A 22,088-nucleotide genomic window follows, 5' to 3' on the forward strand; every position below is an offset into this window, starting at 1 on the left:
TATCTAGTTAATGGGGGCGGAGCGTTGTCTTGGCAATTCTCGGCCCCTATTTCTATAGAGTGAGAAGGTTCGGTGTGTCCAGGAGAGTGAGCGCGGATAAAGTGAATGTTAAGACAGGTTGAGCTTGTAGAGCGCGTTCTTAGTTATGATCCACAGGCGGATGAGGATCTCCTCAACCGTGCATATGTATTTACTGTCAAAACCCACGGCAGTCAGATTAGAGCCTCAGGCGATCCTTATTTCTCACACCCCATTGAAGTTGCCGGTATCCTCACCGAACTGAAGCTTGATACAGCGACAATCATTACTGCCTTATTACATGATACGATTGAAGATACAGTCGCCACTCATGATGAGATTCAACAGATATTTGGATCTGAAATTGCCACACTGGTAGACGGCGTTACCAAACTGTCCCAGTTGGAATTGCAATCGGATCGGACCAAGCAGGCGGAAAATTTTTCGAAATTGCTTGTGGCAATGTCCAATGATATCAGGGTGTTGCTGGTAAAACTTGCGGATCGACTGCATAATATGCGGACCCTGCATTTTATCAAGAAACCAGAGAAACGGTTGCGAATAGCAACAGAAACGATGGAAATCTACGCGCCGTTGGCGGAGCGGATTGGTATCCAGAATTTCAGGGATGAACTGGAAGACCTTGCCTTTGTTGAATTGAACAACGAAGCCCGCCGCTCGATTTTGCGCCGCCTTGAATATCTTCGTACAGAAGGCGAAGACCTTGTCGAGAAAATTGTGAGTTCGTTGAAAGACGATCTGAGTGAAGCGGGATTTCAGGCAGAAGTTTCCGGCCGGGAAAAACGCCCTTACTCCATTTGGCGAAAGATGGAGAAAAACAATGTCGCGTTTGAACAGTTATCCGACATCATCGCCTTCCGGATTATCGTCTCTACCGTAGAACAGTGTTATCATGTGCTGGGGAACCTGCACGCGAAATATGCGATGGTGCCGGGACGTTTTAAGGATTACATTTCGACGCCAAAACGCAATAACTACCGATCCCTGCATACCACAATTATCGGCCCTGAACGGCAACGCATTGAAGTTCAGATCCGAACCCGGGAAATGCACGAAACCAATGAATATGGTGTTGCGGCTCATTGGCAGTATAAGCAGGAAATTGGCGACGCGGTTATTGAAGGACAGCAGTATCGCTGGCTGAGGGAACTTCTTGAAATTCTGGAAGAAGCCTCTGATCCAGATGAATTTCTGGAACATACCAAGCTTAATATGTATCAGGATCAGGTCTTTTGTTTCTCTCCAAAAGGAGACTTGATTTCCCTGCCTGCGGGCAGCAGTCCCGTTGATTTTGCCTATGCCGTTCATACACAGGTCGGTGATACCTGTGTCGGGTCCAAAGTCAATGGTCGTATGGCGCCTCTCAGGACTGTTTTGCATAATGGGGATCAGGTCGAGATATTACGATCCAAAAATCAGACACCATCACCGACTTGGGAAAGTTTTGTTGTTAGCGGGAAAGCCCGATCTGCAATTCGCCGGTTTATCCGGCATCAACAACGCGATCAGTATGTGGAATTAGGTCAGTCTATCGCCGAAAAAGCGTTCAGAACCGAAGGGAAGCCGTTTACTGAAAAAGCTTTGGCACCTGTGCAGAAGGTTTGGGGGCTGGACAGCATTGAAGACGTCTATTATTCGCTCGGGGACGGCACCCATACAGGGCGGCAACTGCTTGAAATCGTCTTTCCGGGCGAGAAGAAAAACCTCGACGACAAAGACATTCTTGCGCTTAAAAAATCAAAACCGGCAAAACGTTCAAAAGACCGGCATGCTGTTCCGATCAAGGGACTTATCCCGGGCATGGCGATGCATCTTGCGGGCTGTTGTCATCCGCTTCCCGGGGACAGGATCGTTGGAATTGTCACAACAGGTAAAGGCGTCACAATTCACACCATTCATTGTGATACATTGGAACAGTTCGCAGAGGTTCCTGAACGTTGGCTGGACGTTTCCTGGCAGACAGAGGGTCACGAAAGTGAACAGCTGATTGGCCGGATGAATGTTGTCATGGCAAACGAGCCGGGGGCGTTGTCCAGTATCACATCCACAATTGCTGCGAATAACGGAAATATTAATAATCTGGTGATATCAAATCGCAGTGAGGATTTCTTTGAGATGCGGATCGATGTACAGGTCCGCGATGTCAAGCATCTTACCAACATAATGGCGGCCTTGCGGGCTGATCCCGTGATCAGTTCGGTTGAGAGAGCCACGAATTAAGGAACCACTTTAATGACACATGACGACGTATTGGATCATTTTCGGGAAACTGAAGCATTGCTGGAAGGTCATTTCCTTCTGAGCTCTGGATTGCATTCCGATCGTTATTTGCAATGTGCAAAAGTGCTGATGCACCCAGAGCGGGCCGCGATCCTATGTCGGGCGCTGGCGGATAAAGTCATCGCGTCCCTTGGGGAAGGGGCCGTTGATGTTGTTGTTGCACCTGCCATGGGCGGTGTGATCGTTGGCTATGAAATGGCCCGCCAACTGGGAGTTCCGGGGATGTTTACGGAACGTGTCGACGGTAAATTTGAATTTAGGCGCGGTTTTGAACTTAAAAAAGGCGCCCGAGTGATTATGTCTGAAGATATCGTGACGACAGGAAAATCCAGCCGGGAATGTATTGATGTTATTCAGGCTGCTGGCGCGACCGTGGTTGGAGCAACCTGCTTGATCGACCGATCAAATGGATCTGCTGATGTGGGTGTACCACTCTTTTCTCTGATGGGAATGGATGTCAAAACATATGAAGCTGACAAATTGCCACCAGAGCTTGCGAAAATACCTGCCATAAAGCCGGGTAGCCGCAATCTTAAGTAAAACAAGAGACCGCAGATGTTCAAACGGAACTCCAAACCAACCACTATAATGAAGGTGGCTAATTTTTTCTGGCCGTCGATTGGTTTTAAAAGATCGACACAGTATCTGGGCTATCGCCTTGCGCGGTTGCCGGGTACACCTTATTCGTTGGCGGCTGGATTTGCGTTTGGAGCGGCGATCTCGTTTACTCCGTTTGTTGGGTTTCATTTTCTTCTTGGCGGTTTGCTTGCGTGGATGTTCCGGGCAAATATTATCGCTTCTGCTATCGGTACGGCCGTTGGCAATCCGTGGACCTTTCCTTTTATCTGGACGCTTATTTATAAGTTGGGCATTTGGATGCTGGGCCGTTCTGGCACAAAGAGTAGCGTTTTTGGGGCCGATACGGTCGAACATTTCGTCAATAATCTGTTTCAAAATGGGTGGCAAAGCGTGTCGAATATTTTCGGCGATGTTCTTTTTCCCATGCTGATCGGGTCTATTCCTGTCTTTATTGTCGTCTGGATCATTTTTTTCTATCCCTTGCGCGCACTTATTCGTAAATTTCATGCGAGACGGGCGGATGCATTATTTGCAGCGCGTTCCCAGCGAACACCAAAAGAGAAAACCGCTGGTCAGGAAACACTGGACAACCGTGGATGAAATGAAACATTTAAGACTGGGCGTTAATATTGATCATGTAGCAACAATCCGTAATGCAAGGGGCGGCGTTCATCCAGATCCTTTGCGAGCGGCGAAAATGGCCGAAGAGGCTGGCGCCGACGGGATTACCGCTCATCTTAGGGAAGACCGCAGACATATTGCAGATGGTGATATTACCAAACTCGCGGCCAATCTAAGCATACCATTGAATTTTGAAATGGCGGCGACACAGGAAATGCTGGATATCGCGCTGATGCATACACCGCACGCGGCGTGTCTGGTGCCTGAAAAGCGCGAAGAGCGCACGACTGAAGGTGGATTGGATGTTGTCGGCAGTAAGGATGCGCTTGCCTATTATGTTTCAAGCCTGCGGTCAAAAAATATCCGGGTTTCGTTATTTATCGAGCCTGACGCCAAACAATTGGAAGCCGCAGCGGATCTGGGTGCTGATATTGTCGAATTTCATGTTGGTCCCTTTTGTGATGCTGTCTCGGGTGATAAGCAGGCGGCAGAGCTGAAGCGCATTCAGCAGGGTGCGGAGGTTGCCGAGAAGCTTGGTATCGAATGCCATTGTGGTCACGGCCTGACCTACGATACGGTTGCGCCGATTGCGCAGATTCCGACCGTGGTTGAATTGAATATTGGTCACTTCCTGATCGGAGAAGCGATCTTCTCGGGTCTTGTGCCAGCAATTCAGAAAATGCGTCATCTTATGGATGAGGCCCGCGCGCAAATTCCGGAAGCCTGAATTGATGATTATCGGAATTGGAAGCGACCTGATTGATATCCGTCGTATTGAAAAAACCATTGATCGGTTCGGAATGCGTTTTTTGAACCGAATTTATACGGATGTCGAAAAAACTAAATCTGATAAACGCATGAACCGGGTGGAATCTTATGCCAAAAGATATGCGGCAAAAGAGGCCTGTTCAAAAGCATTGGGGACGGGGTTTCGCAAAGGGGTTTTCTGGAAAGATATGGGGGTGGTCAATCTGCCGTCTGGAAAACCGACCATGAAACTGACAGGCGGTGCATTAAAACGATTGCAGGAAATTACGCCAGAGGGTATGGAGGCGGTCATTCATCTAACCATTACGGATGAACCGCCGATAGCTGAGTCTTTTGTGATGATAGAAGCTGTTAAACCGGCCCAATAATCTATAGTAAGTAATTTAAATAATTTGAATTTGAAATTCAGGCTTCTATTGCGGAGTCTGATATAAAAAACAGTTAGGCGATTTTGATGAAAGAAGACGTGGCAAAAAAAGACGAAGGCTGGTTTGGGGAAACCGTTCGTACGGTCGTTTATGCCGTTTTGATAGCAATGGTAATTAGAACATTTGCTTTCGAGCCGTTTAAAATTCCATCAGAATCCATGCTGCCTACTTTGAAAATTGGCGACTACCTTTTTGTGTCTAAATATTCTTACGGGTTTAGCAAGCATTCGTTTCCTTTCAGCATGGGTCCGTTTGAAGGCCGTATTCTGGAAGATCTGCCAAAGCGCGGGGACGTTGCGGTTTTCAAAAAACCAGTTGGAGAGCCCATCGATTACATCAAGCGGATTGTGGGTCTGCCCGGCGACAAACTTCAGATGCGCGACGGTGTTTTATATTTGAACGGTAAAGCCGTAACCCGTAAAAAAGTCGATGATTATGTTGATCGCGATATTCATGGTAATGTGCGGCGTTATACGCAATATGAAGAAACACTGCCGAACGGCGTGTCTTATATGACAATCGATGTTGTCAAAAATAGCACGGCCGACAATACAGGCGTTTATACGGTCCCTGCGGGTCATGTTTTCGGGATGGGGGATAACCGCGATAATTCGACAGACAGTCGCTTTTTGTCTCAGGTCGGTTATATCCCTATTGAAAATCTTGTTGGTCGGGCCGAAGTTATCTTTTATTCCCTTGAAGGAGGCACCAGCTTCCTTGAAATTTGGGAAGTACCGTTTGCAACCCGTTGGGAACGTGTGCTGACAATGTTGAATTAATGCCCAGTAATAAGAAACCCCTGCATCAATTTATGGTCAAGATTGGCCATAATTTTAACGACGAAAGCTTGCTTGAAGAAGCGCTGACGCACTCGTCTCTGACGAAGGGAGGGAAGCGCAGAAAAGGGCAGATACGGGACTATGACCGTCTGGAGTTTCTGGGCGATAGAGTTCTCGGGCTTGTAATCAGTGAAGAGCTTTTTCAGCGTTTTAAAGGGGCTGAGGCTGGCGAATTGTCGCGCCGGTATAATGCCCAGGTTCGAAAAGAAACACTTGCTGAAATCGCTCAGCAGCTGGATCTGCAGGATTATATTCTGATGTCAGAGGATTTGCAGGCGGCGGGTGGATGCGAAAACCCGTCTATCCTGGAAGATTGCGTTGAGGCCCTGATCGCGGCCCTGTATCTGGATGGCGGCATGAAAGTCGCTCGCCAGTTTATCGAGGCCAACTGGTGGTGCCGGCTTGATAACAAAAGCGCAAAAAATAAAGATCCTAAATCGGCGCTTCAGGAATGGGCTGCCAAGCAGGGTAAACCCATTCCCGTATATACGGTCATTAATGAATGCGGACCGGATCACGCCAGAACATTTACAATCGAAGTATTTGTCGAGGGCTATCCGACTTATGGTGCGAGCGCTATGTCTAAAAGAGGGGCAGAGCAGCTTGCCGCTGAAAAGCTTTTGAAAGAACAAAGAAATGGATAGTACGGAAATTCCTGCTGAAGGAACCAAATGTGGATATGTAACCCTTCTGGGTGCGCCAAATGCCGGTAAATCAACCCTGTTAAATCAGTTGGTGGGGGCGAAAATTGCGATTGTGTCGCCAAAGGTGCAAACGACACGCGCGCGCGTAACGGCAATTGCCATTGAAGATAACTGTCAGATGATTTTTGTCGATACCCCGGGTATTTTCGCGCCAAACCGGCGCCTTGAAAAAGCCATGGTAAATGCCGCCTGGGAAGGGGCACAGGACGCGGATAAGCTGACTTTGCTTGTGGATAGCATTCGAGGTATTACCAAAGATGTTGAACGGATTATCGATGGCCTGCAACAGGCGGGTAAAACGGCGCATTTGATCCTTAACAAGATTGATGCGATCAAACGCCAGAACCTCCTTGGATTGGCAAAAGAACTCACTGATAAAGGGGTTTTTGATAAGGTTTTCATGATTTCGGCTTTGACCGGTGACGGTGTGCCTCAATTGCGTGCAGAGCTTGCTAAAGAACTGCCGGATGGTCCCTGGCTCTACCCGGAAGATCAACTTGCACTGGCTCCCATGCGGAGCCTGGCGGCGGAGATCACTCGTGAAAAACTGTTTTTGAGAATGAATCAGGAATTACCCTATTCGTTGACAGTTGAAACAGAGAAATGGGAAGAACGCAAAGATGGGTCCGTTAAAATCGATCAGGTGATTTATGTATCCCGGGCGAACCATAAACCGATTATTCTGGGTAAGGGCGGACAGACCATCAAAAAGATTGGCGAACTGGCCCGTGCGGAACTTGAAGAAAGCCTTGGGCAAAGAGTTCATCTTTTTCTGTTTGTAAAAGTACGTGAAAAATGGATGGATGATGCCGAACGTTATCAGGAAATGGGACTGGAGTTTCCAAAAAACTAATATAAGGCAATCCCTTAGCGGATATGAAAAGCCGGCTCTTTTTTGAGGGGCCGGCTTTTTTGTATTTTAGCCTTATAAAAATTCCTTAAAATTATTTTGAAAAGGGGTTTTTAGAAACAAATTTTTAAGAATTTACCCTCCATTATAACTTCGTAATAAACGACATATTTAATTATATTTTTGAAATCGTACCGTCGATTGTCTGATTATTGAGGAGTAGGATAATGGCACAGTTGGATACAGGCGTAATTTCGATGCAACTCTCCAGAGCAGAAGAGGGACTACCAGAAGAGCAATTTCGGGCTGGTCTGCTTTATTCTACCGGCGACGAAGTGCCGCTTGATCTTGTAACAGCGCATAAATGGTTCAATCTTGCTGCGATGAACGGTGTGGTGGAAGCCCGTGAATGCCGTGCAGAAATCTCTCAGGATATGTCTCCTGAAGAAATTGCGGCTGCGCAGAAACAAGCGCGTGAATGGTATCTGTCTCACTAAAAACCTCACGTTTCTTGAGGAAGATTAGCCTCTGGCAATAGTCTTGAAATGTTGGGTAATTGCCTCTGGCCATATCTGTCATGGACCCCAAAAGAGACCTGATTTTGCACAGTACCGAGCATATCCTGTTGACGTTGGCTTATATTGAAATATGCCAGAGATCTACGTCTTTGGAGCTTGAATTTTTATCCTCTTGAGAGGTATGCCAGCAGAGGGATTAGTCTCCAAACTGCACGGTTTAACAGGGCGGATACCAAAACCTGCTTTCGTGGCCAGCCTGAAATAAGAAACTAGGTTACCAATAACTCTTCATCTAAACATGTCCGTGATTTTGGAAAGATCACAGTTACGGTCGTTCCTTCTCCGGCGATACTGGAAAGTGTCAAATCGGCCCCATGGGCATCACTGAATTTCTTGACCAGAGTCAATCCCAGCCCAGTTCCCTCAAAATTAAGCACTGATGAAATCTGGCTGCGCCTGAAGGGTTCAAAGATATGGGGCAGAAACTCCTTTTCAATTCCAACACCATGATCTGTGACCGTGAGCTTGATTTTCCCGTTTTTGAGAGACCACAGAATATCAACTGTGCCTTCCGGTTTGGAAAATTTAATGGCGTTAGAGGCCAGATTTACCAAAATCTGTTTCAGTTTAATTGGATCGGCGTGAATGCGAAGAGTGGGAGGATCAATTTTAATGTTGAGGCGAACCTTGTTCTCCTTGGCCTTTTGACCGGTCAGCGCCTTGCAGGATTGGCTGATTTGCCAGATATCTGTCGTTTTTTCACTGAGAACGATATCACCAACCTCAACCTTTGAAAGATCCAGCACCTCATTGATAAGGTTTAAAAGATGCGAGCCTGCCTCTTCAATATCGCGCGCATATTCCTTATATCGATGATCCGAATGCGGACCATAAACAGCCTCGGATAATAAGGAAGAGAACCCGATAATTGCGTTCAGGGGTGTTCTTAGTTCATGGCTCATATTCGCCAGAAATTCTGATTTTGCCCGATTGGCCAGTTCCGCTGTTTTCTTCGCGCTCAGTAATGCTTCTTCGTTTCTTTTTTCTTCTGTAATATCCCGTTGGATAGACACAAATCCGCCGCTGCTAAGGCGTCGGTCTGTTGTTTTGATCCATCTTTTGTCTTTAAGTTGAACAATGAAAGAGCCTTCTAGTCGCTGGCGATATTCCTTTTTCTGATCCAGATAGTCTTCTTTTGACTGACAGGATTCAGAAATCACAACATTACCGCGGGAGACATCAATTTTCCCTAACTCCTGGTAATGGACACCGGGGGCGGTTTCTTCTTCTGAATATTGGTAAAGTTCACGAAATTTGGCATTGCAGGTGACAAGATAACCGCCATCGTCATAAATGACAAAAGCATCCGAAATACTTTCGAGAGCATCTAATAAGACAGTCTCCAAATTGTCAGCCCCTTTAGTTATTGTGCGCCTAACCGTTGTATCCCGGTTAAATCATTGTTGCAGGTTGCCCCGAAGAATGGGCGTCACGTTAGATTTTACAAAAAAAATCGTAAATTGAATATGTTAACAGAAAGTTAAATATTGGGGGCGATTAGAATTAAAATAAAAATTGGTATGCGAGTTTCGTTGCAAATATAAAATTAAAAACAAGGGGTTGTGGATATGCACGTCGTTCGTTCCCGTTAAAGATTTTGCAGTCTCCTTTATCCGTTGACCTTTTGTGGGCTGGCGGTTCGGGAATGAAATGTTTACACGCCGCCCACTCTTATTACCCGCGTCACAATCACGTTGGATCGCTGTTTGTTCACGGCTGAGGGGGGCAAGTACCCACTGAAAGAATTTTCTGGAATGGCCTCCCATGAGGATTGAGCCAAAACGGGGCTTGATGATTACCTATTGGTGTGTTCAATCCAGTGACGCGAAGGATCTGACGGGAACATATGTAGAACAAATGTGGGTCTGATGGGGATGGTGATTGGGTCGATTACTTTGTTTTATATGCGCTTCGTTCCGCATAAACAAAAATTATCCCAATTTTAAAAAAGGGGTTGCAACCTATAGAAATTCTGCCATATTGCGCGCAACGGTGAAGTGGCCGAGTGGCTGAAGGCGCTCCCCTGCTAAGGGAGTATGGGGTTGATAGCTCCATCGTGGGTTCGAATCCCACCTTCACCGCCATAATTTACAGTTCTCTGTAAGGCGTTGAAAAATAAATAAAAATCAAAACGTCAATTTTTCAAATTTTCTCAAAACTGCATTTATATTTAGGGTGACGCCAGCTTGCATTTACGGCCTTGAAATTTTCGAATTTTTGAATGGACTGTAAATGGTTTTAATTTGCAGACGATACTTCCCTTATACCGCTTTAAGGATAAGAGATGGTGGCGGCCATTTTCCCCCTGATTGGTGAGGGCGCAGTTACATTCCTTTTGAAGCAGGGGCGCAGAGAGTATTCCCTTGTCTCGATAGATCTCCTTTCTTAAAACAAGCGCCAATCGTTCATGAAACGATCGGCGCTTGTTCGTATCTGTATCATTCTACTGGGATGAAAACGGAGTGCGTCATTGGAACAGATATTCAGGCAGCCATAGGGCAATCCCCGGGAAGATTACGATGATCAGTAGCCCTGATAGTTCCACCAACGTATACGGTCCGACTGACCAATAGATATCTTTCATAGTGACGCTGGGCGGCGCGACGGAGCGCAGGTAGAACAGATTAAACCCAAACGGCGGTGTCATATATCCGATCTCCATCATGATCACAAACAGAATACCAAACCATACAGGATCAAATCCGTGCGCAGCCACCAGCGGAAGGAATACGGGCAGGGTAATCAGCATTATGCCCACTGGATCAAGGACCATTCCTAGCAGTAGCAGAACAAACATCATGAATGCCAGCGCCCCCCATTTTCCGCCCGGTATCTGTGCGGTTAGATGAGTGATGAATTCTTCCGCGCCCATCGCGGTATACGCCATGGAATAGGCGTGAGCCGCAAAGACGATCCATGTGATGATGGTTGTCAGGCGAAAGGTTCTAAGAGACGCTTCCGAAATAATTTTCCAGGAGAGTTTGCGGTTAACCGCACTGGCAACCAATGCGCCAAAAACGCCGACTGCGGCGGCTTCGGTCACCGTTGCAAACCCACCAAAAATGGCGCCCAGCACGATGAAGATGATAAAAACCGGCAGGAAGATTGACTTCAGGGCATTTAACTTCTCCGCCCAGCTGGCCCGTTCTTCGGGCGGAAGGGACGGCCCCAGATGGGGTTGAAACCAACAGCGAATACCAATGTAGGTCGAGACAAGAGCGAAAAGCAAAAGACCCGGAAAAACGCCGGCCGCAAATAACTTGCCAACAGAAACTTCGGTGATCAGCGCATAGAGAACCATGAGGATGGACGGCGGGATCAGAATTCCCCAACCTCCGCCTGCGTTAATCGCGCCAAGCGCAAGCCGTTTATCATACCCGCGGTTCAACATCTGCGGCAGGGCAATGGTTCCCATGGTCACAACCGCGGCACCGGAAATGCCAGACATAGCGGCAAAAATGGTACAAATTCCGACCGTACCGATTGCCAGGCCGCCACGCACACCGCCCCACCATAAATGCATCATGCGATACAAATCATGAGCAACGCCGCTGCGTTCCAGTAGAAGCGCCATAAACACATAGAGCGGTATGGCTATCAGGGACGATGTTTCCATCAGATCCCACATTTTAGAAGCGATCAGGTAAAAGGAAATCGGGCCCTGTTCGAAATACAAAAACACAATTGACAGACCGCCCAGCACAAAGGCCAGCGGTACACCGAGCATTATGAAAATGAATAACAATCCGAAAAAGAGGAGGGTGAGAAGCTCGATACTCAGGAAATCATACATTAGACGGTTTCCTTTTCGCTTGTGTCATCATCCTGCAAAGGCCCGAAAGCGCTTTCATCCACCTCAATATCCATCAGGATCATGATATCGGCGATCAATTTAACGATACCCTGCAAGGCTAATAACGCTGCCGCGACAAAGATCATTGATTTGGAGGGCCAAAGGGGCGGTCGCCAGGTGGTTTCATAACTCACCTCAAGGCGAGAAATGCTGTCATAGGCCATGGAAAAACTTTCCGTCAGCAACACAGACAAAAACAGGAAAAACAGAAAGGAGGTGGCAATGTCGGTGATGGCTTTTTTCTTCCTGGAAAAATTGCCATAGAACAGATCCACATTCACGTGGTCGCGGCGCGCCAACAGATAGCCGCCGCCTATAATGGCATAAACACCAAACACCATTTTGGAGGCGAGAGAAGACCAGGAAACGGGGCTTTGCGTGACATAACGCATGACCACGTCGCTGAGTAACAGAATAAATAGAATAAGTACGGCGTAGCTGGCAACGCGCCCGACCCAAGCGTTCGTTACAGTCACCGCGCGGGCAAATGCGGTTAGGGCACCCATATAACCCCTCCTTTTTATTGTTGCTTATGTTGCTTATCCAGCAACTTTAAAGACTTGAATTTTTAACAAATTCCGTCACAAAAAACCGACCGGTCCCCTATGGCGCAATGGCCAAAGGGGTGGGTTGGTTTTGGGTTGGTATTGTTTGACGATACAAGGATCCACCGGTTTTAGATGTAACCCATTCCTTTAAGGAAACCGACTAGCATATCGGTGGCTTTGGCCGCGTTACCACCTTTTGCACTTTCCTCTTTCAAGATGGCGCCGGAGGCTTCAGAGAACTTCTTCAACACATCATCGGGGAACTGTGAAACTGCAACACTCATCTCGGCCTGACCTTTTGAAAGGGCCAGTTTTTCTTTGTATTGATATTCGGTGGTGCGTTTCCAGAAGCGAAGGTCAACCAGATTAAAGAATTCGGCTCTTAGATCCGGTGACAAGGCATCAACGGCGCCTTGGTTCATGATCAATGTATCCATTGCAAGGCCCATCGTTGGCTTCATATGGAATTTGGCCACTTCCCACAGGCTCATTGACATTGCGCCTTGCGCCGCACCCCAATGGGCACCGTCAACAACACCACTGGCAAGGCTTGAATACAGCTCTGGTCCTGCAATACTCTGCGTAGATGCACCAGCAGCTTCCAGGAATTTCAGGTAACTTCCAGAGGAGCGGAGTTTCAGGGTTGAGAAATCCTCAAGCGAATTAACAGGTTTAGAGACAACAAGTTCGGTCGGATAGATTTTCTCTGCCCGGCTCACGACGCCATATTTTGCCAAATCTTCATTAAACAGCGCTTCAAAGCCCATATTTTTAAGGAAATGAGAAAATTCCCAAGGTTCTCGGAACGTACCCGGTACGCCAAGCGCTAATCCGGCAGTCACTGCCTCGCCTTGAATATAGCCTGGTGAAATGGTGCCCATTTCAACAACACCCTTGCGAACGATGTTGAAAATTTCGCCGCCTTTGGCAAATTCACCGGCCCCAAAAAGCTGTAGTTCAAACTGGCCTTCAGTGTTTGCCTTCAGTTCGTCAGCAATCAGTTGAAGACTATCCCCAAAGGAGGAGGAGGCTTTGGGCCAATGAGATTGAACTTTCCAGGTCACTTTTTCGGCCGCAGAAGCTTTGCCGATCAATGCCGGAGCAGCGATAATCGAAGCGCCACCTGCCAACGCATGACGACGGCTTATATGTTTGGTCTGTTGTGTCATGATAGTCCTCCCGATGTGCGATTGTATGGCTGCCTGTTACAACCGTTATTTTCATTTATTCTTTAACGCAGCACTTTTTCTTTCTTAAAAAAACATACGAGAAATGAAGGCCGGAAAGGGTGTGTTTTCAGTTTTTATTATGACCATCGTTTTTGGTATATTTTTTAAAGATTATATATATAAATTGAATATTGACAAGTCGATTGGACAATCCTCATTCAGAAGCCGTTTGCCTTATTTTTATGGTCTTTCGTTTTTATAGATCCAGGAAACAGTCCGATCATAATCTCTGGCACCATCAATTTTTGGACTGTTTTAGGAGGTCTTTTTGCGGGGCGGTCGTTTATTGTAACGCAGGCAGGGGACCTAAGTGTCCCCCGAAATTGCTTGCAAAACAGATAGCTTTCGGTCGGAAATTCTGGATTTACGATAGCAACATGCACGCCGCCTTTAGCTAAAGAAAAGCGATCCCACTTGCAGGCGGATTACGTGGGTAAGTTCTGTACCCTTTGGTAAACCCAATATAACTGTGTCCGCTTTGATGAAAAAAATGAGAAATATGCGCGAGAAATTTGTTTCTGTTTTCATTGCGTGGATTTCATATATGTGGTTGTTTTTGATCGCTTTTTTACCTGTCAGAAATATTTTTGACGATCAATGTCTTTTAATTTTCCAAAAATAGAGAAATCGAATTCTAACGTTTTCTAAGACATGAAATATGATATATAGTAAGCAAGCTAAGTATTTTTCTGGCATAAAAACATTAACAACAAGAGTTAGAAAATGACCACACTATTAAGCGATAATGACGTTATTGATAGGATCTTCCAGCATATTGATAACAAGACGACGGATTTAGGCGAAACGGTTTGGAAAGAACCCGTAGAAAACTACATGTCGCAAGAGCGGTTTGAGAAAGAAATTGAACTTTTGCGGCGGATGCCTGTTCCGTATTGTCCGTCTGCCGCTCTTCTCGATAAAGGCTCTTACATTGCGCGTAAATCAGCCGGCCGTCCCCTCCTTGTTGTAAGGGGAGAGGATGGTGTTGTTCGGGCCTTCAAAAATGCGTGCCGTCACCGTGGAATGAAACTTAAGGGGGATGAAAGTGGCTGTACCAAAGCATTTGTCTGCCCTTACCACGCCTGGACCTATGGTCTGGATGGGGCGTTAAAGCACATTCCCGGGAATGAGGCGTTTCCTGGGATTAACAAAGAAGATCATGGTTTGGTGCCGGTTCATTCGGTGGTTGAGAAAAATGGCGTTGTTTTTGTTACGCAGGACGAGCCCATTTCTGAGGGATGCCTTGAGTCAATTCCCGACCTTTTCTCACCCGAGCAAAAGGTTTTTGAGCAAAGCACCATGTCGGATTCTGCAAACTGGAAGCTGCTTGGTGAAACCTCCATGGAAGGGTATCATATCAAATCCCTCCATAATAAGTCCTTTTATCCATATGGCGTTGATAATATTAATGTAATTGAAACATTTGGACGAAATTCCCGGGTGACGTTTCCGTTCCGTCGGATAGAAAAGTTGCGCGAAATACCGCGAGAGGAAAGGCGGATCGATGGTATGGTAACCTATGTCATTCAGCTGTTCCCCAATTGTCATATTACCACTCTGTCCAGTCATTCAATATTGATCATCCTGGAACCAGTGAGCCCAAATGAGACAGAATGGGTCGTTTATCGGCTTACTAATAAACTGGGGAACGGACCGGCCAGAAGCGAAGCCGATACAAAGAAAGATGCGGACTTTGTCAAAAATGCGGGATTGGATGAAGATCGTTATGCTGCGCAATCCATTCAAGACTCTCTGGAGACCGGGGCTAATGAATTTTTGACATTTGGGCAATGTGAAAGTGCGATCGTTCATTTCCACAAACATCTGGATGATCAGATAGCGTGCCTTTAATCCTGTAGGTTAAAGGGTCTGATCCTTATAAGATGTTTCCTTTCGGATCCTTTACGCCTTTGAGTGTTGGCGCTTCAAACCGACTGACTTTTGGGGAATGGCGCGCGCTCCATACGACAGCTTGCCGTTGGAGGGCGAGGCCTGCCTCTATTGACATTTATTGGCCGTATATTCAGTATATTCAATAATATTTGATAATTTTGTGCGCGTGTCAGTTGGGACCATAGAATGTCGAAGCCCTCCTTAAGCGAGGCTCTTGCTCTCAGACTGATGGTCGTCTCGATATTGACAACCCTTACAATAGGCGGTTTATAGCGTTTACGATAACTATAATGAACTTATTGACAGCATTCGGCAAAATTATATCAGCCAGCAGAAACACTTCATAAGAAACATTGTTGAAAGTTCCGAACGGGTAATCAATGCACATATTGCCAAGGCACAGAAAAGGAGTGTCGCGGCGACTGCGTCAGAGATCCAAACAGAGGCGTTACAGGAACTTGCTCATATTCGATATACGGGGAATGGGTATGTATTTGCAGCGACTTGGGATGGAGAGTCCCTTGCTGGTCCCGCTAAAGGTAGGAATGTTTTAGGCGCAAAAGATGTCAATGGTATCTTGGTTGTTCAGGAACTCATCAGGATTTCAAAGAACGGAGGTGGATATTTTACGTACCATATTCCGCCTTCAACAGGGGCTGAGCCGATCGAGAAATTCAGTTATGTCGTTGGGATACCAGAATGGCAGTGGTATATCGGGGCCGGTTTTGATCTCCTTGAACTAGAGGCGCAAGTGGCCGCTTTGCAGAAAAAAAGCAGGCAGGATCGCAACTTTGTCCTTATTCTTGTTTTTTGCGTCATTGCTGTTCTGATCCTTGCGATTTTTCTATCCACCCGAACAGAAATCGGCAGAATTCGAAAAAATTATTTGCGGTTCATGGATTATTTCGAAAACGCGGACCCTCAAAATTCTAAAATCGATACTGCGAGCATGCGGTTTGTAGAGTTTGAGGAAATTGCAACCGCCGCAAACGAGATGGTTGAGAGGCGCCTTCAAGCTGAAGAAGCGCTCCACGAAAGTCAAGCGCGGCTGTCCCATCACTTTCAAAATACCCCTCTTGGCAGTATTTCTTTTGATACAGACTTTCGTGTCACTGAATGGAACGTTGCCGCAAAAACCATTTTCGGGTTTTCTGCCGATGAAGTCGTTGGCAGATATGTGTCAGACATTCTTCTTCCTCCAACCGCCAAAGAAGATGTTGGTCAGATCTGGCAACTTTTACTTGAAAACAAAGGTGGGACCCGATCGACAAACGAAAATATCACCAAAGATGGGCGCATCATCTTGTGTGATTGGTATAACACATCAATATTGGGAAAAAGTGGCAAGGTGATCGGCGTCATGTCCCTTGTTCAAGACATCACAGAACGAAGATTGCTTGAAGAACAGGTCAACCGTTCCCAAAAACTGGAAGCTGTTGGACAGCTGACAGGCGGTATCGCGCATGATTTTAATAATCTGATGGCGATCATGATGGGCAATCTTGAATTGGTGTTAGAACAGCTGGGCCCGGATACCCCGTTACGCAAGAATATCAAAAATGCATTACAGGCTGTGGCGCGCGGATCGACCTTGACCAGACAACTGCTCTCATTCTCGCGGCAGCAGATATTATCTCCTGCTGATACGGACATCCAGCAACTGGTTGAGGACACACTTAACTTGTTGGAAAGAACGTTAGGGGAGGATATTCAGCTTATTCGCCATTATGATGGTAAAAAAATATTTGTGAATATTGACGGTGATATTTTCAGCAATGCTCTTGTAAATTTGGCCTTGAATGCGCGAGATGCCATGCCTGACGGCGGCACACTGACCGTCCGTTTGACCACCCTTCACGTTACCGAGGGAACGGTAGGGCTGAACAATGAGCCGATCTGCGGATCTTTCGCACTGATTACTGTTGCTGATACCGGTTACGGGATGAGTAAGGAGGTCTTGGGGCAGGTTCTTGAACCCTTCTTTACGACGAAAGAAGTGGGCAAAGGAAGCGGGTTGGGATTGAGTATGGCCTACGGTTTTGTGACTCAATCGGACGGATATCTGGACATTACCAGTACGGAAGGAGAGGGGACAACAATATCAATCTACCTTCCCTTATCTGATAGTAAACCGGCGGTTCAGGAAAAAGACGTTACACCAATACCAGAGCTGACAACGGGTAAGACCATCCTTCTGGTGGAAGATGACCAACATGTAAGAGAGACAACATCGGTAACCCTGATCGATCTTGGCTATACGGTATTGGAGGCAATGGACGGCGCTTCCGCGTTGGCCATGCTTGAACACAGAGCAAGCGATATTGATCTGGTCTTAAGTGATGTGATCATGCCGAATGGAATGAGCGGTATTGATCTGGCCAAACAAATTGCTGTTGATTACCGCCCTTTAAAAATTCTTCTGACTTCTGGCTATCCGGATAAAATTGCCGATCAACATGAAATCAGCACATTAGACATTCAATTGCTTGCAAAGCCCTTCACAAGGGCACAACTTGTCGCGGCGATTAACAGTGTATCGTCTGAAGATCTAACTGCTTGAGAAACGGCTCTCACTAACTTCAGCGCACAACGATCCGAATTTTTGATTAAAATACCGCCCCCCAAAGACGCCCCACAAAATATGCTCCATTTTACCGATCCATCATGGGGGCTTTACAGTTTGTGTGCAAGCAACCAAGGGGGACTGGTTTTCCTTCTGATTTAGGGAATAGGCCATAAAACCAACATGTTTGTGATTGTTTTTTTATGATGAATGATAGGCAAGCCTCATAGGCTTCAATCCCGTGTTTTAACGATCATATTCAGAGATTTCTCGAGTTTCCAACGCCGCCATCAGGACCCAGACAGGCAATGGTGCCCCACGCTGATTTGGTCAAATCATGTTCTCTCTTCTGAGGGATGTGCTAATGATCGGAAAATCAGGAGCAAAGAAGGCGCGTTTTTATTTGGATCTTTCGCTAAAAAGCAAAAAAAATTATAAGGAAACTCTTAAAAGCAACGTGTTTGGATAAAGTCTTCGCAAGCAATGGCAAAAATCCAGTCCTTGAACATTCATGATTGTTTTGAGTGGATTAGTTCGATTGCCTGGTATTGAAGGCCGAGGGGCCATCGGTTTCAGTGTTTTTAGCGTAACGGGTTGTCAATGTAACGGGACGCGTTTGCTGTGTTGCAAGCAGCGGACTTCAATTGTTTTCCTCTTAATCCTACATGGTGCAAGGTCGCTGGACTGATTAGAAAAATCCACCCGCTAGTTCTGTTTGAACTCAATCTCTATGAAAACAAACTCATAGTCATTGGCATTTATTACGTTATGCTCGACGCCTGTATCGCGAAAATATGGTACTCCCGCTGTGAGGTCGGCGATGTGTTCTTTGCCATTGAGCTCCAGTAGCTTCAACTGCCCTGAAACCATGGGGACGACAACGTAATCCATATCGTGACGATGCCAGCCTGTCTCAGCCCCGGGGGCGAAACGCCATTCTGTTACTCGGGTACGATTGTTATCGATTTGCAGCGTTGGCTCGGCTTGTTGTGACATGGCGGTAACCCCCCTTTATTGTTGAAGTACAGATGCCGGATCAGGTTTCTCTTGCGAACCTCTTGGATCATTGAATTTGTTGATTAAAGTCTATTGAGAGGCACCCTTCCTGAGCGTGTTTCTTAAACAGACGATAAAGTGTCAAAGCCTTTAACTCAATTGAATGTTCTGTTGGTGCAATGCCTCCAAAGTCCTCTGTGGAATTGTTGGCTGCGCTTGAAACATGCGCGAACGTTAAATTTCCTAAAATGATGCCACATGCTGAAAACTGACAATCGAAACCGGACCCCTTGGAAAAATAGAGTTTATGAAGGAGGGGGCGCTAAAAAAAACTACGGATAACGTTGTTTAAAATGTTGAATGCATCCCGGTTTTTTTATTTCCCATCAGTTGCGACAGGGTAGATACCCTGTAAGTTTACACCTTTTTCCTGAACGCTCCGGCCAAATTGTTCCAGCAAAATAGGTTCACCATAACCCAATAACCGATCGACTGTTTCTCCATCTGTCGAGAATGGCAAGACCAATCGAAGCCAGCAACGCTCTTCTTCTCCAAAAAGTGGTTTCAAAGCGTTTATGTCGCTCACATCCTGAAAAACGCATTGTGGTTCGCCAGTCTTGACAACTGAACGGTAAAAATTCATTGATTTTTGAGAACGCTCCAAGGGGGCCACTTCACTGACCCGCTTTCGCGTCAATTCAACGGAATAGGCATCGACGATGTTCGTGCCGAAAACACGATACTCAAAATCTTCACCTTCGTTGATAACGGTGATTGCGTTTAGGAAGCCAATACCATATGCCGCATTTTTGACGTCGAAATCTTTCCAGATTGGAAACTTTTTGTCGCTTTTAAGTTCTAGCCAAAGCCCTAGAATTTTTTCAAAACGTTCACCATAGTCACACATATTGAGCTTGTTTAGCATGGCGTCCTCGTTCACCAACCGATCAATAACTTGGTATTCTTTACAGTGGCTTGGTTTATAGACAACATACTCCTTTTTCACCAAAATATAAGATAAAACTATTTTGAGTGCGTGTTTCACGCAGTAATTGAAAAAGAATAGGAACAAAGCCCCCCAACTATTTCTAGTAAATAGAAATATTGGGCAAAGGGATTTAAGCAGGAAAAAATGGATTGAACATCTGTTTGTTAAAGCGTTATCGTATGGTATTGACACGTTAGTTGATTGGCATGAGTAATCGGGTTTGTTGATTTAGTCTGAAGACGACACGATCCAGGTCTCTATAGCGCGCCTTGGGGTATCAGATTCTAAATGGGCGCCAGTTCGTCAAGATTGGCCCTGTTATGGCAAAGGTGAGCCCAATAAGGAATAAACCTGACAGGTTTTCTCCCAATAAAAAGGCGCCAAAAGCGCTCGCTGCGACTGGGGCTAATGGTACATAAATAGCGGCTTTTGAAGGGCTGAGTTGTTGCAGTCCCCAATTAAACAGAAAAAGACTAAGCGCTGCTGCAGGGCCTGCAAGATACATGATCCACAACCAGATTTCTGTTGAAAAACTGGCAATGACTGACGGGAAGCCTTCGATAAATGAAAAGATCAGGATAAAGGTAGAGCCGGCTGTCATACCTATGATGGTCGCATGAACTATAGAATGAACCTTTAGTATTCGGGAAGAAAACGTATTATAAATTGCGCCGCAACAGACTGCCATAAAGAACAGGATTTCTCCAGTCCAGTTGTGTATCTCTGACTGGTTCTGGAAGGCTTTTTCTCCAATCGCTAGCGAAACGCCAACGATTGATAAGGTTGCTGCAAACAGATTGATGGGGGTAAGTCGTTCCCGCCCCGCCATTGCCGCAAATAGCATCGTCATGACGGGAATGAGGGAGAATATAACCGCTCCTCTAGATGCCGGCATCTGTTCGAGTGCGGTGTTCACAAATAAATGGAAAAAGCCGAATTGTATAATTCCCAGTCCGGCCAGTACCAGAACGATTTTGGTGGGTGGTCCCGGTCGTCTGACAAACAGTAATAAGGGAAGTAGCAAAAGAACCGCAAGACCATACCGCAGAAATCCCAATGTTGCCGGAATGGCATGTTGATCCATGACAATTCGAATGGCGACAAAAGACATGCCGAGCATGATCGAAGAAGCGCTTAAAGCGATATGCGGAAGATAGGCTGTGAAACCAGGGTTGTTGTTCAATCTCTTATCCGTTGAAAAGCCTTTATTGCGAGAAGACTATCAAACTTTACCGAGCGTTGTTGTCTTATTCTTAACTGCGGGGGATTTTGCGCTTGGATTAGGGCCGTTTTTAATGGGTCACTGAACACCGAAAAACGATCTTTGGTTTGTTTGTTTCAATGGTTGCCAATACGCAGTCGTTTGTCGGCAAGAAAAGGTCGAGGATAATCTGTCTGCGTTCGTTAATAGGAAGTTTGAATATTAGTTCGCAAATACCGGCTTCTTTATTGCGCTCAGGTGTTGCAGACAGACCTTTCGTCTCACCTGAAGCGGAGTTTTTTAATATTAGTGAAATAATATATTTAGTATTTGTAATAATTTTATAAATATTGCATATTGCTAATGTTGGTAAGATTTGTTTGTAGCCTAGAATAGTTAACACATGAAGAGCGAGGTGAATTATGAAAAAAACCTTGATGTGCATAGCGTTAGCCGGGCTTCTTTCAGCCTATTCAGGATTTGCTGGTGCACATACAGTGGCTCTTGGTTATGTGCCTGGAGTGAGCGTAGGAGAAGTTACCTTCTGGGTGGGTAACTATACGCATGGATCACCCGGGAATGTTCCCAATGAGGGGAGCCTGAGGCTGACTGGTCAAAACACGACAGTCTATGGTCCAACAACAACATTGTTTGACCTGAATACACTTGTGAAACCCGCAGGCTTGGTGGATGGAAGTAACTATTTTTATGCAAGTGGTGGCGTTGGAGCCCCAGGAAACCCTTTGGTCGGTGACTTTAACGTTTCCTACATTACCGCGTGCGGAGCCTGCGGCCCAGTGACAGGCTGGCAAGGGGTAACGATTAGTGGTCTTGCAGCGGGTGACTACATGTTCGAATTTATCGAACAGTTAAACCCAACTCAGGACTGGACTGAATGGAATGACTCGCTCAATAACACCTTCACATTAAGAGAGGGTGATATCGGCGGCAGTGTTATTCCGCTACCTGCGGCTTTGCCTCTTTATGGCGCAGGGCTAGGTATTCTGGGTTTGCTCGGTTGGCGTAAACGCAGAAATGCTGAAAAAGCGTAACAATAACAAAATGCAACGCGATAAAAAAAGCGGTGGTCAATCGGCCACCGCTTTTTTATTCCATCTGGCACAGAGAAGG

Annotated in this window: 19 protein-coding genes and 1 tRNA gene; 13 read left to right on the forward strand and 7 right to left on the reverse strand. The window is 46.2% G+C overall.

Going from position 1 to position 22,088, the window contains the following annotated elements:
* Window positions 1–105: 105 nt before the first annotated feature.
* From OIR97_RS08550 to OIR97_RS08590, 9 genes are all read left to right on the forward strand, one after another.
* Window positions 106–2,259: a RelA/SpoT family protein gene (locus tag OIR97_RS08550; protein ID WP_169545245.1), complete on the forward strand. Its 2,154-nt coding sequence runs from the start codon at window positions 106–108 to the stop codon at window positions 2,257–2,259.
* Window positions 2,260–2,271: 12 nt separating this feature from the next.
* A complete protein-coding gene (gene pyrE, locus OIR97_RS08555) occupies window positions 2,272–2,859 on the forward strand; it encodes an orotate phosphoribosyltransferase (RefSeq protein ID WP_169545246.1) in 588 nt (195 codons plus the stop codon).
* 15 nt (window positions 2,860–2,874) lie between these two features.
* Window positions 2,875–3,498 carry a DUF2062 domain-containing protein gene (locus tag OIR97_RS08560; protein ID WP_169545247.1) on the forward strand — a complete coding sequence of 208 codons (624 nt, stop codon included), beginning with the start codon at window positions 2,875–2,877 and terminating at the stop codon, window positions 3,496–3,498.
* A gap of 1 nt (window position 3,499) precedes the next feature.
* Window positions 3,500–4,246, forward strand: a complete 747-nt coding sequence (locus OIR97_RS08565; RefSeq protein ID WP_169545844.1) for a pyridoxine 5'-phosphate synthase — start codon at window positions 3,500–3,502, stop codon at window positions 4,244–4,246.
* 4 nt (window positions 4,247–4,250) lie between these two features.
* Window positions 4,251–4,655 carry a holo-ACP synthase gene (gene acpS, locus OIR97_RS08570; RefSeq protein ID WP_169545248.1) on the forward strand — a complete coding sequence of 135 codons (405 nt, stop codon included), beginning with the start codon at window positions 4,251–4,253 and terminating at the stop codon, window positions 4,653–4,655.
* Window positions 4,656–4,741: 86 nt separating this feature from the next.
* Window positions 4,742–5,494 (forward strand): signal peptidase I, encoded by a 753-nt coding sequence (gene lepB, locus OIR97_RS08575; RefSeq protein ID WP_169545249.1) that lies wholly within the window; start codon window positions 4,742–4,744, stop codon window positions 5,492–5,494.
* Window positions 5,494–6,198 carry a ribonuclease III gene (rnc, locus tag OIR97_RS08580; RefSeq protein ID WP_169545250.1) on the forward strand — a complete coding sequence of 235 codons (705 nt, stop codon included), beginning with the start codon at window positions 5,494–5,496 and terminating at the stop codon, window positions 6,196–6,198. Before lepB ends, rnc begins: the two co-directional genes overlap by 1 nt.
* Window positions 6,191–7,111 carry a GTPase Era gene (gene era / locus OIR97_RS08585; RefSeq protein WP_169545251.1) on the forward strand — a complete coding sequence of 307 codons (921 nt, stop codon included), beginning with the start codon at window positions 6,191–6,193 and terminating at the stop codon, window positions 7,109–7,111. Before rnc ends, era begins: the two co-directional genes overlap by 8 nt.
* 224 nt (window positions 7,112–7,335) lie before the next feature.
* The gene (locus OIR97_RS08590) at window positions 7,336–7,605 is read left to right on the forward strand and encodes a sel1 repeat family protein (protein ID WP_169545252.1); all 270 of its coding nucleotides are present in this window, start codon (window positions 7,336–7,338) and stop codon (window positions 7,603–7,605) included.
* Between the two features lie 290 nt (window positions 7,606–7,895).
* Here OIR97_RS08590 and OIR97_RS08595 read toward each other — a convergent pair whose 3' ends face one another.
* The gene (locus OIR97_RS08595; protein ID WP_169545253.1) at window positions 7,896–9,032 is read right to left on the reverse strand and encodes a sensor histidine kinase; all 1,137 of its coding nucleotides are present in this window, start codon (window positions 9,030–9,032) and stop codon (window positions 7,896–7,898) included.
* A 645-nt stretch (window positions 9,033–9,677) separates the two neighbouring features.
* On the opposite strand from OIR97_RS08595, the gene OIR97_RS08600 reads away from it, so the two are divergent.
* Window positions 9,678–9,770: transfer RNA gene (locus OIR97_RS08600), tRNA-Ser, on the forward strand.
* A gap of 383 nt (window positions 9,771–10,153) precedes the next feature.
* On the opposite strand, the gene OIR97_RS08605 is transcribed toward OIR97_RS08600, so the two are convergent.
* From OIR97_RS08605 to dctP, 3 genes are all read right to left on the reverse strand, one after another.
* A complete protein-coding gene (locus tag OIR97_RS08605; protein ID WP_407696677.1) occupies window positions 10,154–11,467 on the reverse strand; it encodes a TRAP transporter large permease in 1,314 nt (437 codons plus the stop codon).
* An 11-nt stretch (window positions 11,468–11,478) separates the two neighbouring features.
* Window positions 11,479–12,045, reverse strand: a complete 567-nt coding sequence (locus OIR97_RS08610) for a TRAP transporter small permease subunit (protein WP_267177808.1) — start codon at window positions 12,043–12,045, stop codon at window positions 11,479–11,481.
* A 170-nt stretch (window positions 12,046–12,215) separates the two neighbouring features.
* Window positions 12,216–13,256, reverse strand: coding sequence for a TRAP transporter substrate-binding protein DctP (gene dctP, locus OIR97_RS08615; protein ID WP_169545255.1), 1,041 nt, complete (start codon window positions 13,254–13,256; stop codon window positions 12,216–12,218).
* A gap of 783 nt (window positions 13,257–14,039) precedes the next feature.
* On the opposite strand from dctP, the gene OIR97_RS08620 reads away from it, so the two are divergent.
* Both OIR97_RS08620 and OIR97_RS08625 read left to right on the forward strand, forming a co-directional pair.
* Complete coding sequence (locus OIR97_RS08620) at window positions 14,040–15,167, forward strand: aromatic ring-hydroxylating oxygenase subunit alpha (protein WP_169545256.1); 1,128 nt, start codon at window positions 14,040–14,042, stop codon at window positions 15,165–15,167.
* 430 nt (window positions 15,168–15,597) lie between these two features.
* Window positions 15,598–17,769, forward strand: coding sequence for a PAS domain S-box protein (locus OIR97_RS08625; protein WP_407696678.1), 2,172 nt, complete (start codon window positions 15,598–15,600; stop codon window positions 17,767–17,769).
* Between the two features lie 708 nt (window positions 17,770–18,477).
* On the opposite strand, the gene OIR97_RS08630 is transcribed toward OIR97_RS08625, so the two are convergent.
* The 3 genes from OIR97_RS08630 to OIR97_RS08640 form a co-directional block, all read right to left on the reverse strand.
* A complete protein-coding gene (locus OIR97_RS08630) occupies window positions 18,478–18,768 on the reverse strand; it encodes a cupin domain-containing protein (RefSeq protein ID WP_169545258.1) in 291 nt (96 codons plus the stop codon).
* A gap of 376 nt (window positions 18,769–19,144) precedes the next feature.
* A complete protein-coding gene (locus tag OIR97_RS08635; protein ID WP_169545259.1) occupies window positions 19,145–19,693 on the reverse strand; it encodes a PAS domain-containing protein in 549 nt (182 codons plus the stop codon).
* Between the two features lie 340 nt (window positions 19,694–20,033).
* Window positions 20,034–20,939 (reverse strand): DMT family transporter, encoded by a 906-nt coding sequence (locus tag OIR97_RS08640; protein ID WP_169545260.1) that lies wholly within the window; start codon window positions 20,937–20,939, stop codon window positions 20,034–20,036.
* A 440-nt stretch (window positions 20,940–21,379) separates the two neighbouring features.
* Between OIR97_RS08640 and OIR97_RS08645 the strand changes: the two genes are divergently transcribed.
* On the forward strand, window positions 21,380–22,009 hold the full coding sequence (locus OIR97_RS08645) for a hypothetical protein (RefSeq protein ID WP_169545261.1): 630 nt from the start codon (window positions 21,380–21,382) through the stop codon (window positions 22,007–22,009).
* The last annotated feature ends 79 nt before the right edge of the window (window positions 22,010–22,088 follow it).

It is taken from the genome of Sneathiella aquimaris, from assembly GCF_026409565.1.
GTDB lineage: Bacteria > Pseudomonadota > Alphaproteobacteria > Sneathiellales > Sneathiellaceae > Sneathiella > Sneathiella aquimaris.

Bases quoted from the DNA above. Each gene is read 5' to 3' on its own strand.
- pyrE (WP_169545246.1), top strand. From the start codon at position 2,272: ATGACACATGACGACGTATTGGATCATTTTCGGGAAACTGAAGCATTG.
- dctP (WP_169545255.1), bottom strand. From the start codon at position 13,256: ATGACACAACAGACCAAACATATAAGCCGTCGTCATGCGTTGGCAGGT.
- lepB (WP_169545249.1), top strand. From the start codon at position 4,742: ATGAAAGAAGACGTGGCAAAAAAAGACGAAGGCTGGTTTGGGGAAACC.
- OIR97_RS08645 (WP_169545261.1), top strand. From the start codon at position 21,380: ATGAAAAAAACCTTGATGTGCATAGCGTTAGCCGGGCTTCTTTCAGCC.
- OIR97_RS08630 (WP_169545258.1), bottom strand. From the start codon at position 18,768: ATGTCACAACAAGCCGAGCCAACGCTGCAAATCGATAACAATCGTACC.
- OIR97_RS08560 (WP_169545247.1), top strand. From the start codon at position 2,875: ATGTTCAAACGGAACTCCAAACCAACCACTATAATGAAGGTGGCTAAT.
- OIR97_RS08620 (WP_169545256.1), top strand. From the start codon at position 14,040: ATGACCACACTATTAAGCGATAATGACGTTATTGATAGGATCTTCCAG.
- OIR97_RS08550 (WP_169545245.1), top strand. From the start codon at position 106: ATGTTAAGACAGGTTGAGCTTGTAGAGCGCGTTCTTAGTTATGATCCA.
- OIR97_RS08610 (WP_267177808.1), bottom strand. From the start codon at position 12,045: ATGGGTGCCCTAACCGCATTTGCCCGCGCGGTGACTGTAACGAACGCT.
- acpS (WP_169545248.1), top strand. From the start codon at position 4,251: ATGATTATCGGAATTGGAAGCGACCTGATTGATATCCGTCGTATTGAA.
- OIR97_RS08590 (WP_169545252.1), top strand. From the start codon at position 7,336: ATGGCACAGTTGGATACAGGCGTAATTTCGATGCAACTCTCCAGAGCA.
- rnc (WP_169545250.1), top strand. From the start codon at position 5,494: ATGCCCAGTAATAAGAAACCCCTGCATCAATTTATGGTCAAGATTGGC.
- OIR97_RS08565 (WP_169545844.1), top strand. From the start codon at position 3,500: ATGAAACATTTAAGACTGGGCGTTAATATTGATCATGTAGCAACAATC.
- era (WP_169545251.1), top strand. From the start codon at position 6,191: ATGGATAGTACGGAAATTCCTGCTGAAGGAACCAAATGTGGATATGTA.
- OIR97_RS08635 (WP_169545259.1), bottom strand. From the start codon at position 19,693: ATGCTAAACAAGCTCAATATGTGTGACTATGGTGAACGTTTTGAAAAA.